Source organism: Weissella paramesenteroides, from assembly GCF_036327715.1.
Taxonomy (GTDB): Bacteria; Bacillota; Bacilli; order Lactobacillales; family Lactobacillaceae; genus Weissella; species Weissella paramesenteroides.
Genome location: NZ_CP130559.1, coordinates 1577206 through 1589524, shown reverse-complemented (window position 1 = coordinate 1589524; position 12319 = coordinate 1577206). Strand labels below are relative to the sequence as shown.

Here is a 12319-nt window from a genome sequence, read left to right as displayed (position 1 = left end):
CAAAGAGTTTATGTCCAATTTTTACGCATAAAATGGTATGATAGGAAACATGAACGAGAAGATAAATTATGAACAATTAAATGGGCTGGATTTAGCGTATTATGGGGATGCTGTCTATGAGGTTTACATTCGACAACACCTACTAGCAAAAGGCATCACCAAGCCAGCTAAATTACAACGTGAATCAAAGAAGTATGTCTCAGCTAAGGCACATGCGGCATTATATGCGTTAATCGAAGCAGAAGGAATTTATACCGAAACGGAACAAAAATATTTTAAACGTGGACGTAATGCTAATTCACATACCAAGGCTAAGAACACGGACGTTGTTACCTACCGAATTTCAACTGGTTTCGAAGCAGTCATTGGTTATTTAGGTGCTAGTAATCAGACAGAACGCTTAGAAGAGCTAATTTCATGGATTTATAAACAAGTGGAAAGTGGGCGAACGGTTAATCATGGGACAACAAAATAATAAAAAGCAAACCGGTGGCAAGCGACAACATCAAGCGCAACAACATGAGTCACAAGGTGAAAATCAAGCAGAATTTGTCTACGGACATCATGCAGCCGTTGAGGCATTAAAAGGCCAAACAGAAATCAATAAAGTCTGGTTGCAGACCGGCTTGGCTGATAAAGCACGTAATGAATTGGCAAGCTTAGCTAAAAAACGTGGTTTGGTCATGCAAGATGCGCCAAAGGCAAAACTTGATGAATTAACTAATGGCGAAAATCATCAGGGAGTTGTGTTATCAATTGCAGCCTATGCATATGCAACGATTGATGATTTGTTTGCTAAAGCAGCAGAAAAAGATGAAGCACCATTTTTCTTAGTGTTAGATTCAATTGAGGATCCACATAATCTTGGTTCAATCATGCGAACGGCTGATGCTGCAGGTGTCCACGGTATTATTATTCCAAAGCGGCGGGCAGTGCAGTTAACGTCAGTTGTTGCCAAAACTTCAACTGGTGCCATTGAACATGTACCCGTTGCGCGGGTGACAAATCTGGTGCAAACAGTTGAACAACTAAAAGAACGTGGTGTTTGGGTATTTGGTACTGACATGAATGGTAACGATTATCGACGTTGGGATGCCAAAGGCGCAACGGTATTAATTATTGGCAATGAAGGTAAGGGCATTTCACCACTATTGAAAAAGTCTGTTGATGAAACCTTGACCATTCCAATGATTGGCCATGTGCAAAGTTTGAATGCTTCAGTGGCAGCCAGTCTACTTATTTATCAAGGTTACAATAGCCGTCATCCATTAGCATAAAAAAATATGTATTAATAACATATTTACGTGGATGCTTGTTGTTTTGTACTGCATAAGTGTGACAATTTACCGGGATCTACAGTATGCTTTTCTTACATTAGTAAGGAAAGGGTGAATCCTGTGCGTGATAAACGAGTGAATTTAATTTTGCCTGCCCAATCTGGGGATGAGATAGCATTTCAAGCCATTCTCAATGAATTTGAGGGACTAATTTGGAAGACCTATCAACAACAACGTGTTCGATCGCAGCCAATTGACTGGCAGCACGAATGTCGGGTCGTTTTGCATAAAACCCTACGATTATTGCGTAATCGGACCTGGGCAGCACTGACACTTTACTACAAGCAAGCTTTACAAACCCATGTTGTGCAACTTTGGCGTAATGAATACCGTGTACTGGATTTTCAAGTGCCTGTTTTACAGGAAACGATTGTCCCTTATGAAACAGAGACCGCTTGCGAACGCTTTGAGAGTCATCAACAATATTTGATGTCGTTTATTTTGGAATGGTATGTGACACTTCCCGGTAAAGAACGTGAACTAGTCTTTTGGCTGGTGCAAGGTTACGGGATGGCAGAAGCAGCACAACGTATTCAGCGCTCGCGGTCATGGTGTTATGGCATTCGTCGTAAATGGCACCACCTCTATCAGCTAGAAATGAAAAACAACTAGCTGTTTACTAATAAAAGTGTTACACTTTATGGTACGAAAATAGAAATTAGGAAGAGCGGTGGCGCCAAATGGCAGTGAAAAAAGTCGCTTTAGCATGTAGTGTTTGTGGTTCACGAAATTACATGGTTGTTAAAAAGCCTACTCGTGTTGAACGTTTAGAGGTAAAAAAGTTTTGCAAGTATTGTGGTAATCACACGTTGCATCGAGAAACAATGTAAGAGCATCGAACAGAGGTTTACAGATGAAGTTTATATCAAGTGTTATTAAAGAAATGCATACAGTTACTTGGCCAACCTTTAGTGAGAATGTCCATAATACAACGATCGTTGTGTTTACCGGATTAGCCTTTGCGCTTATCTTTGGGGGCGCTGACTGGGTATTTGAACAGGGAATTACTTGGTTGTCTAAGTAAACAAAATGCGCTATACTATAGCTATCAATTAGCAGATAAAACCCTCAACTTTGGAGGGTTTTTAATTTACAAAAATTTATGTCAATTAGTCTGAGGAGGCAATCATGGCAACTGAGTCGTTCGATAAGCAATGGTATGTTTTGCACACATATGCAGGATACGAAAATCGTGTGAAGTCAAATTTGGAATCACGTATTGAAACAATGGGTATGACGGATTATATTTTCCGTGTGTTGGTGCCAGAACAAGAAGTTGAAGTTGAAAAAGACGGCGAGACAAAGATTGTTAAAGAAAATGATTTCCCAGGATATGCTTTGGTTGAAATGATCATGACTGACGAAGCTTGGTACGTTGTTCGTAATACACCAGGCGTGACTGGTTTCTTAGGTTCTCACGGTGGTGGTTCAAAGCCAGTGCCTTTGCTACCAGAAGAAGTTGATGATATGTTGGCACGAATGAACTTAGTTGAACGTAAAGTTGAACACTTGGATGTTGTCGTTGGTGATTCAGTTGATGTCGTCTCAGGTAGTTTTGCAGGTCAAGAAGGTGAAATTACAGCCATTGATGATGAACATCAAGAAGTAACCATCTTGATCAACATGTTTGGTCGTGACACACCAACACAAATTTCATTTAACGACATCAAGCCAGTTAAATAAATATAAAAAACTTGAACACTTAGCTTGCTATAAGCTGAGTGTTTTGTTATTATAATTTAGTATGTGTTGTTATTAGGCACATATGTGGGAGGCGTAAATCGAAACGCGCCATTTACACCACAAACACGAAGGAGGAAACAATCGTGGCTAAGAAAGTTTCAAGTATTGTTAAGTTGCAGATTCCAGCCGGTAAGGCAACACCTGCACCTCCAGTTGGACCTGCTTTGGGTCAAGCTGGTGTTAACATCATGGGATTCGCAAAGGAGTTTAATGCTCGTACTGCCGACCAAGGCGGTTTGCTAATCCCTGTAGTTATTACTGTATATGAAGATCGTTCATTCGAGTTCGTTACCAAGACTCCTCCAGCAGCTGTTCTTTTGAAGAAGGCCGCTGGTGTTGAAAAGGGTTCTGGTGAGCCTAACACGAAGAAGGTCGCTACAGTTACTGCAGCACAAGTTCGTGAAATTGCAGAAACTAAGATGCAAGATCTAAACGCAGCTGACGTAGATGCAGCTGTTCGCATGATTGAAGGTACTGCTCGTTCAATGGGCTTCACTGTTGAAGGCTAATTAAACAAGTAACGTACGGATCGCATAGGAAACTAAGCAAGATCAAGCGGGAGGTCAATGACCGTTTGACCGCGTTTGCAAGGAGGAATAGCTACCATGGCTAAGTATGGTAAGAATTATTTAGCAGCTGCTGAAAAAGTTGACAGTGCCAAGTTGTACACTGTTGAGGAAGCTGCTGCATTGGTAAAGGAAATTGACTTTGCCAAGTTTGATGCAACTGTTGAAATTGCATTTAACTTAAACGTTGATACGCGTCAAGCTGATCAACAATTGCGTGGTGCCGTTGTTTTGCCTAACGGTACTGGTAAGGACCAAACTGTTGTGGTCTTTGCACAAGGTGATAAGGCTAAAGAAGCTGAAGAAGCTGGTGCTGATGTTGTCGGAGCCGCTGACTTGGTACAACATATCCAAGGTGGATGGTTAGACTTTGATGTTGCAATCGCAACACCAGATATGATGGCACAAGTTGGACGTGTTGGACGTGTCTTGGGACCTAAGGGATTGATGCCTAACCCTAAGACTGGTACTGTTACGTTTGACGTTGCTAAGGCTGTTTCAGAAGCTAAGTCAGGTAAGGTTACTTACCGTACTGATCGTGACGGAAACGTTGCTGTACCAGTTGGTAAGGTATCATTTGATGCTGACAAGCTTGCAGGAAACATCAAGTCATTGGCTGCTGTTATCTTGCGTTCACGTCCAGCCGCTGTTAAGGGAACATACGTACAACACGTATCAATCGCTTCAACATTTGGTCCTGCTGTGAACATCGACATTTCTTCACTATAATTTAGATTATTCTAAAAAATAGTCGAAGCATCTGTTGACACTTCCTCGACTACCTGTTAAAGTAGTTGAAGTAATAAATCGATTCTACCTAAGACGCAGGTGTCGTAAGACTCAATATCCCGCCGAGGAAGTGAAAAAACGCGAAAGCGACTTTTGACCCCCGGTGCAGTATGTACTGGGGGTCTTTTGGTAAGAATCAAAATCTAAACAGGAGGAACATTATACCATGAGTGAAGCAACCATTGCTGTTAAAGCACAACAAGTTGCCGAAGTTGCTGACAAGTTCAAGAACGCAACGTCTGCCGTTGTTGCTGACGTTCGTGGCTTGACTGTTGAGGAATCAAACAAGTTGCGTGCTGAATTACGTGGAGAAGGTGTTGAGCTACGTGTTATCAAGAACAAAGTCTTGACTCGCGCCGCAGAAGCTGCTGATTTGTCAGAGTTGAACGACCTATTTGCTGGTCCTTCAGCTGTTGCCTTTTCAGCCGACGATGCAATCGCACCTGCCCGTGTTTTGAAGAAGTATGCTGATGATATCGACGCCTTGGAAATCAAGGGTGGATTCATCGATGGTAATATCGTATCTATTGACGAAATCAATAAGTACGCTTCATTGCCAGACCGCGACGGTTTGCTATCAATGTTGTTGTCAACATTGCAAGCACCTGTTCGCAACTTTGCCTATGCAGTTAAAGCTGTATCAGACGCAAAGGGAGAAGCTGAAGCCTAAGCAATCGCTTAGATTCACAGCTTAAACTATCGGGCATTGCCCAAAATTAAAATTGCAAAAAGCAAATATTAAGAGGAGATTATTTATCATGGCATTTGATAAGGATTCAATCATCGCTTCATTGAAGGAAGCTACGATCATGGACTTGGCTGACTTGGTTTCAGCTATCGAAGAAGAATTTGGTGTTTCAGCTGCTGCCCCTGTTGCAGCTGCTGGTGCAGCTGGTGGTGACGCCGCTGCTAAGACTGAATTCGACGTTGAGTTGACTTCAGCAGGTACTGCTAAGGTTAAGGTTATCAAGGCAGTTCGTGAAGCAACTGGTTTGGGCTTGAAGGACGCTAAGGGTCTTGTTGACGATGCACCTTCAATCATCAAGGAAGGTCTTTCAGAAGACGACGCTAACGAATTGAAGGCAAAGCTTGAAGAAGCTGGTGCCGCAGTTACTGTAAAGTAATTTTATTCGGTTTAGCAGTCAGAAATGACTTAAAAAAGCTACTTGTGTATACAAGTAGCTTTTTTGTATTGTAAGTAAATTTGGTTTGAAAGTGATATGACGTTACTAATAGCAAACGGTTTTGATACATACATGACATAATTGCCAAGAATATAAGACAATTGGTTAACACTGTTTACTGAATGTTGTCGTATACTATTAGATATGAATAATAAAAATATGAGAGGGTTACGCTCGCGTGAAGAAAACCCTAAGAAGAAAAAGATGAAGTGGTTATCACTGGCCATTGCAGCAATTTTTACTGTTGGTATTATTGCTATCGTGTGGCCACATCATAAAGAAATTATGAGAACCATTACACCTAAGATGAAAAAAATTGATTATAAAAAAAATCTCACACAATCATGGCAAAAATCATTAAAGGGAGAAAAAGTTAACGTCGATATTGCTGTTTATGATCAAAAACATAAGCAGTTGATAACATTGCGTGATAGCAATCAAGATACCTTTCCGACAGCAAGCGTTGTGAAGGTGTCTGTTTTGGCGAACCTATTAAGTCAGCACGAAGCTGCTAATGAGACATTGACAGACGATCAGCAAACATTAGCCACAGCTATGATTGAAGATAGTGACAATGACGCAACGACAAATTTGTTATATCAAATGGGTGGTTATGCTGCGCCTGATGATTTATTTAATGCCTTATCAATGAATGATTCTAAAATGGATGTTGCAGCCTGGGGTAGCTCAACAACAACAGCTCCTGATCAGGTAACCTTGTTACGTAATATTTTCTATCGAAGTAATATTTTGTCATCAAATTCGCAACAGTTCGCGCAGAAGTTGATGAGTCAGGTAGAACCTAGTCAACGTTGGGGAATTACTGCTGGTGTACCATCTGATGCGAAGATGGCCTTAAAAAATGGTTGGTTACCAGATGATGATGGATGGATCGTTAATAGTATTGGGCACATTAAAAACAAGCAAGCGGATTATGTCATTGCTGTCTTGACGAATGGTAGTGATATAGAAGAAGATGGGATTAATTTAATCGAAAAGTTATCAAAACAAACCTATCGTGAATTAGCAAAATAAGGATTTGTTTCTTTTCAATATATTTTAATTTCATAAGGAGATTGGAACAAAGGAAATTGTTCCAATCTTTTTTTGCAAAAAATGTATTAATTATCAGCATGAAAGTTTGATAGCATAAACGCGTTCCAAAAGTCTGAAGCCTCAATGTAACGTGATTTGCGCTATTCCTGTCCTCCGCTTTGCTACGGCCAAAAATAGCGCAAATCACGTTACACACCGGCTCCAAAACAACTTTTGTCACGCTCTTTCTTGTGCAACAAAATTTACAAAGTTGAGATGTCTTTACAGTTATTTTTCATTTAAGAAAATATATTGATTAGTTTTATGAAATTTATTATGATGAATAAGTTGTTTTAAGAAAAATATATTTTTAAAACAACGAAAATATTTTATGAATCAGGAGATATATTTATGCTGCAAATCAACGACTTAACCGTCGCTTACAGCAATGTACCAGTATTCACAGATTTATCTGTTAATTTTGCATCAGGGAAAATTACAGGGATAATTGGACCAAATGGCGCTGGTAAGTCAACCTTAATCAAGGGTGCTCTGGGATTAGTCCGCCGCTCTGGTAATGCTACTTTAAGTGGGACACCCATTAATCGAGTGCGTCAAAAAATTGCTTATGTTGAGCAACGTGCGGCACTTGATTTAACATTTCCTATCAGTGTTTTTGAGGTGGTTTTAACGGGCACGTATGGCAAGTTAGGATTATTCAAAAGCCCTGGTCGAAAAGAAAGGGAATTGGCAATTGATGCTTTAAAACAAGTCAATTTAGTCGAATTTAAAAATCGTCAAATTGGTGAATTATCAGGTGGTCAATTACAGCGTGTCTTTGTTGCGCGAGCAATCGTTCAACAAGCTGATGTTGTGATTCTCGACGAACCATTTGTCGGTATTGATATGAAATCTGAAGAAGAAATTATGAATGTTTTACGTGGCTGGCGTAATGCAGGTAAAACAATTATCGTTGTGCATCACGATTTAAACAAAGTGGCTGCCTACTTTGATGAATTATTGATTATGAATCATGGTGTGATTGCTCATGGTCCCGTCTCAACGGTATACACTCAGGAGAATATGACACGTGCGTTTTCTGCTGATTTAAGTGCCGTGCTCTTCAATAAGATTGCAGGTGCTTAATATGAAAAGTATTATTGAATTTTTGCATGCATTAGGACATTATAACTTCCTACAAAGTGCGCTGATGGCGGCCATTATGGTTGGTATTATGTCAGGAATCATTGGCAGTTTTATTATTTTACGTGGTATGTCATTAATGGGTGATGCGATTTCTCATTCTGTCTTACCTGGAGTGGCCGTTGCTTACATGTTGGGTGTCAACCTGATGATTGGTGCAACAACGTTTGGTGTTATTGCAGCATTATTGATTGGTTTTGTTGCTTCAAATAGTAAGCTAAAGAATGACACGGCTATTGGGATTGTTTTTTCAGCATTTTTTGCATTAGGATTTATTCTAATTTCAATGGCAGAATCATCAACAAACTTGCATCATATTTTATTCGGGAATGTTTTGGCAGTTTCTGATTCAGATCTATTGTCAACATTTATTGTTTTGGCGATTGTTATCATTTTTATTTTCGTCTTATTTAAAGAGTTGCAAATTACCTCATTTGATGAAGTATTTGCAAAATCATACGGTTTGAATACGAGTATTATTCACTATGGTTTAATGATTATTTTGACATTAGTAACCGTATCAGCTTTACAAACAGTTGGTATCATTCTAATTGTTGCAATGTTAATCACACCAGCTGCTACGGCGTTCCTATGGACAAATCGTTTGGTACACATGTTATTTGTCTCTTCTGGTGTTGGTGCCTTAGCTTCAATCGTTGGGTTATATCTGTCATACACAATGAATTGGGCATCTGGTCCAGCAATTGTGTTAGTCGCAGCCATTATCTTTTTGGTTTCATTTGTTGTTGCCCCAAAGCAAGGTATTCTTGCCAAGTTAGGAGTTAAAAATGTTAAAAAAGCTTAGTATTGTTATCGTTACTTTACTAGTTGTCGGTGGCGGTATTTTTTTCTTCGTCAATGGCCGTGGTGAACAAAAGTCAACTGCCAGCGAGCAGTTGCGGGTCGTGACAACAAATTCTATTTTAGAAGATATGGTTGAACAAGTTGGTGGTAAGCATGTTCAAGTTTACAGTATTGTTAAACGTGGCACAGACCCGCACGAGTATGATCCAACGACTGATGACATTGCGGCAGCAACCGAAGCAGACGTATTATTCCATAATGGGTTGAATCTAGAGACCGGGGGAAGCGGCTGGTTCAGTAAGTTAACCAAGACAGCTAATAAGCGTGATGATAAAGAAGTATTTGCTGCTTCAAAACATGTAAAACCAATGTATTTGACTGAATCTGGCAAGGAAAATGAAACTGACCCGCATGCCTGGTTAGATCTTAACAATGGGATAAAGTATGTCAATATGATTAGTGGTGTGCTACAAGATAAGGATCCAAAGCACGCAAAAGCATATCAAAAGCGGACAGATGCATATGTTGAAAAGTTAGCAAAATTGCATAAAGAAGCACAAAGTAAGTTTGCAGATATCCCAGAAAAGCAACGCTTATTAGTGACATCAGAAGGTGCCTTTAAATATTTCTCGAAAGCATACGGGATTACACCAGCATTTATTTGGGAAATCAACACTGAAGCACAAGGTACACCTGAACAGATGAAACAAGTACTAGCTAAGATTGATCAGTCAGACGTTAAGTCATTGTTTGTTGAAAGTTCAGTTTCACCCAAGTCAATGAAGCAAGTATCAAAGGAAACAAAGTTGCCAATTTATTCAAAAATTTATACGGATTCATTGGCTAAGAAGGGTACGCAAGGTGACACATACTACGACATGGTTAAGTGGAATATCGACAAAATTCATGACGGTATGTTAGCAAAATAAATCAATAAGTAATAGACGCATTAATTAGGTTTTTAAACTAGTTAATGTGTTTTTTTGTTTACTTGAATAACTGTACGATATTTGTGACATATTTGTGATTCTTTTCCAGAAAAATTGTTATAATGGAATTGTGAGAAAATTAGCTATCCGGTTAACATTCTGGGTAACTAGGTTTACAAAGCGGGTATTCAACGATACAATGTATCATTGGACTTATTAATTTATTGGTTTTGTAGGAATTTTTATTGAGGAGATTTAATATGGCTAGCAAGAACATCGTTGTAGTAGGGGCCGGCTTTTCCGGTGTATTCACTGCGCGTAAATTGGCTAAAAGACTAAAGAACACCGACTATCAAATCGTATTGATTGATCGTCACTCATTTATGACTTACATGACAGAGTTACATGAAGTTGCAACGAAGCGTGTCGAGCCAAAGCACGTGCAATTTGATTTGGGAACATTATTTAAGCACCAATCAAATGTGAAAATCGTGACGGCTAATGTTGAGGACATCGACAAGTCAGCAAAGGTAATCAAGACATCTGAAGGTGAATTCACTTATGAGAAATTGGTTATCGCAACTGGTGGTACGACAAATACATTTGGTACGCCTGGTGTTGAAGAGTATGGTTACACGCTATGGTCATTTGAAGAAGCTGTTAAATTACGTGCACACATCGAAGAAGTTATCCGTGAAGGAGCGATGGAGACTGACCCAGCATTACGTGAGGCAAAGTTGACAATTGCTGTTGTCGGATCAGGATTTACTGGTGTTGAATTAGCTGGTGAACTGATTGAACAACGTCGTGAATTAGCTCGTGCAAACAACTTGGATGAATCAGAAATTAAGTTGGAAGTTATCGAAGCTGTGCCAACAATTTTGAATATGTTGTCAGATCGTAAGCTAGCCGACAAGGGTGAGCAATACATGATCAACCACGGCATCAAGTTGCGTAAGTCAGCTGGTGTTGTTGAGGTTAAGGAGCATGCCGCACTATTGAAGGATGGTACAGAGGTACCAACTGAGACTTTGGTTTGGACAGCCGGTGTTAAGGCTAAGCCACAAGGTGCTAAGTGGGGATTGCAACAAGGCCCTGGTGGTCGTTTCCTAGCCGACGAGTACTCACGTGCTTTGGGTGAAGAAGACATCTATGTTGCGGGTGACGTGGCAGCTTATCAAGAGCCTGCACTTGCAGATCCTAATAATCCTCGTGCCGGTTGGACACCACAAACAGTTGAAGGTGGAGAATCAGCCGCTAACACTGTTGTACCAAACGTCGTTTACGATGTAACTGGTCAAACTGGTGAGCGTCATGAGTTTAAGGGTCACTACCAAGGATATGCCGTTTCAATCGGTTCACACTACACGGTTGGTGTTGTACAACAACTTGGTAATATGAAGATTGGTAAGGATGGTTGGTCTGTAACTGGCTTTATCGCTAACATGTTCAAGCACATTATCAACTTCTACTTCTTCATGCAAATCTCAAGTGGGTACCACATGTTCCAATACACATTGGATGAATTCTTCCGTACACCAAATGGACGTAACCCATTCTTTGGTTGGACGTCACGTGTCGGAAACGTTTTGTGGTCAGTGCCTTTGCGTATCGTCATGGGAATTACTTGGATTTCATTAGGTGCAACCCTTGGTGGTGGTGCTGGGATGATTGCAACGATCGTTGGTTGGTTACTTGTCTTTGGTTTCCTAACATCAATCGCCGCATTCGTTGGATTCATCTTTGGTTTGGTAATGGTCTTTGCTGGTACCGGTGTGACGGTAGCTGCCTTGTTGATTCCATTTGCCTCACTTGCCTTAATGAATGGTGCCGGACGTACAATCGGATTAGACTACTGGGTAACACCATTCCTAGAGCGTTCACTAGGTGCATCATGGTATGGTAAAGCAAAGTCACACTATAACGACATGCACAAGTAATCTGTTAAAAATAAAAATTACTGATGACTTTATTAAAAGTCACCAGTAATTTTTTTGTTTATGACAATTTTGGCTGATGCTGTGATGCATAGAAAGCAGCAATGACACCATGAGCGACACCAACATTGATTGAGCGCACGCTGCCATATTGTGGAATATACACCATTGCATCAGCTGCATTGATCAGGTCGTCAGCCAAACCGAGCTTTTCTTCACCAAATAGAAAGGCTGATTTAGCTGGGAAGTGCATATCATACAGCGACTGTGGGTCATAACCAAGGGTATTGTCCACGGCGTAAATCGTGTAACCCTCTTGATGAAGTTGCTCAAAAATGGCTGGATAATCAATAATGCGGTGATGTTCGATATGTTCGTAGTTTTGCGTACCTAATGAGCCACGTCGATCCCATTTTTTGATACCTTCTGTTGCATCTGGAATTGCTGGGTTTTCGGGATTCAAAAAAATTAACTTGCGCATACCAAAGGCATTGCTGTTACGAACGGCAGACGCCTTGTTAAAATCATGGCTAAGATTTTGCATAATGGAAATCATCTCACCACGATGCATATCTAATGATGCCCGAATCTCATCATCAGTTTTGCCTTTATAAAAATCAGTCACGTTACGATAATCAGCTGAACGTGTTAAATCAATATCTGACATAGTTGCTCCTCATTAACTAGCCCATCGACCAGAATTAATAGTTTAATTCTATCGGGGGGTGTGCACCGTGTCAAACTTGGTTATGGCTGATAAAATAAGATGAAATTGAACATTTCAAAGCATAT

The 12319-nt window shown here is 40.2% G+C and carries 16 protein-coding genes and 1 other annotated feature; of the genes, 15 read left to right on the top strand and 1 reads right to left on the bottom strand.

Features of this window, described 5'->3' with window-relative positions; genetic code table 11:
• Window positions 1-49: 49 nt before the first annotated feature.
• From QRX23_RS07950 to QRX23_RS07880, 15 genes are all read left to right on the top strand, one after another.
• Complete coding sequence (locus tag QRX23_RS07950) at window positions 50-475, top strand: Mini-ribonuclease 3 (protein WP_140836398.1); 426 nt, start codon at window positions 50-52, stop codon at window positions 473-475.
• Window positions 441-1277 carry a 23S rRNA (guanosine(2251)-2'-O)-methyltransferase RlmB gene (gene rlmB, locus QRX23_RS07945; RefSeq protein ID WP_330155249.1) on the top strand — a complete coding sequence of 279 codons (837 nt, stop codon included), beginning with the start codon at window positions 441-443 and terminating at the stop codon, window positions 1275-1277. Before QRX23_RS07950 ends, rlmB begins: the two co-directional genes overlap by 35 nt.
• 120 nt (window positions 1278-1397) lie before the next feature.
• On the top strand, window positions 1398-1949 hold the full coding sequence (locus QRX23_RS07940) for an RNA polymerase sigma factor (protein WP_330155248.1): 552 nt from the start codon (window positions 1398-1400) through the stop codon (window positions 1947-1949).
• Between the two features lie 68 nt (window positions 1950-2017).
• Window positions 2018-2167 (top strand): 50S ribosomal protein L33, encoded by a 150-nt coding sequence (gene rpmG, locus QRX23_RS07935; RefSeq protein ID WP_002827929.1) that lies wholly within the window; start codon window positions 2018-2020, stop codon window positions 2165-2167.
• 23 nt (window positions 2168-2190) lie between these two features.
• Complete coding sequence (gene secE, locus QRX23_RS07930; protein WP_002827928.1) at window positions 2191-2361, top strand: preprotein translocase subunit SecE; 171 nt, start codon at window positions 2191-2193, stop codon at window positions 2359-2361.
• Between the two features lie 104 nt (window positions 2362-2465).
• Window positions 2466-3020, top strand: coding sequence for a transcription termination/antitermination protein NusG (gene nusG, locus QRX23_RS07925; protein ID WP_002827927.1), 555 nt, complete (start codon window positions 2466-2468; stop codon window positions 3018-3020).
• Window positions 3021-3163: 143 nt separating this feature from the next.
• On the top strand, window positions 3164-3589 hold the full coding sequence (rplK, locus tag QRX23_RS07920) for a 50S ribosomal protein L11 (RefSeq protein WP_002827926.1): 426 nt from the start codon (window positions 3164-3166) through the stop codon (window positions 3587-3589).
• A gap of 96 nt (window positions 3590-3685) precedes the next feature.
• Complete coding sequence (rplA, locus tag QRX23_RS07915) at window positions 3686-4375, top strand: 50S ribosomal protein L1 (RefSeq protein ID WP_330155247.1); 690 nt, start codon at window positions 3686-3688, stop codon at window positions 4373-4375.
• A gap of 69 nt (window positions 4376-4444) precedes the next feature.
• Window positions 4445-4572: a sequence feature (ribosomal protein L10 leader region), on the top strand.
• Between the two features lie 29 nt (window positions 4573-4601).
• Window positions 4602-5105: a 50S ribosomal protein L10 gene (rplJ, locus tag QRX23_RS07910; protein ID WP_330155246.1), complete on the top strand. Its 504-nt coding sequence runs from the start codon at window positions 4602-4604 to the stop codon at window positions 5103-5105.
• Window positions 5106-5193: 88 nt separating this feature from the next.
• On the top strand, window positions 5194-5559 hold the full coding sequence (rplL, locus tag QRX23_RS07905) for a 50S ribosomal protein L7/L12 (RefSeq protein WP_002827923.1): 366 nt from the start codon (window positions 5194-5196) through the stop codon (window positions 5557-5559).
• A gap of 219 nt (window positions 5560-5778) precedes the next feature.
• A complete protein-coding gene (locus QRX23_RS07900) occupies window positions 5779-6654 on the top strand; it encodes a serine hydrolase (RefSeq protein WP_330155245.1) in 876 nt (291 codons plus the stop codon).
• 411 nt (window positions 6655-7065) lie between these two features.
• Complete coding sequence (locus tag QRX23_RS07895; RefSeq protein WP_040760524.1) at window positions 7066-7800, top strand: metal ABC transporter ATP-binding protein; 735 nt, start codon at window positions 7066-7068, stop codon at window positions 7798-7800.
• Window position 7801: 1 nt separating this feature from the next.
• A complete protein-coding gene (locus QRX23_RS07890) occupies window positions 7802-8662 on the top strand; it encodes a metal ABC transporter permease (RefSeq protein ID WP_131473258.1) in 861 nt (286 codons plus the stop codon).
• Window positions 8646-9590 carry a metal ABC transporter solute-binding protein, Zn/Mn family gene (locus QRX23_RS07885; protein WP_330155244.1) on the top strand — a complete coding sequence of 315 codons (945 nt, stop codon included), beginning with the start codon at window positions 8646-8648 and terminating at the stop codon, window positions 9588-9590. Before QRX23_RS07890 ends, QRX23_RS07885 begins: the two co-directional genes overlap by 17 nt.
• A 260-nt stretch (window positions 9591-9850) precedes the next feature.
• Window positions 9851-11530: an NAD(P)/FAD-dependent oxidoreductase gene (locus tag QRX23_RS07880; RefSeq protein WP_330155243.1), complete on the top strand. Its 1680-nt coding sequence runs from the start codon at window positions 9851-9853 to the stop codon at window positions 11528-11530.
• 58 nt (window positions 11531-11588) lie between these two features.
• Here the strand turns inward: QRX23_RS07880 and QRX23_RS07875 are convergent, their stop codons facing one another.
• A complete protein-coding gene (locus QRX23_RS07875; RefSeq protein WP_330155242.1) occupies window positions 11589-12194 on the bottom strand; it encodes a TrmH family RNA methyltransferase in 606 nt (201 codons plus the stop codon).
• Window positions 12195-12319 lie beyond the last annotated feature (125 nt).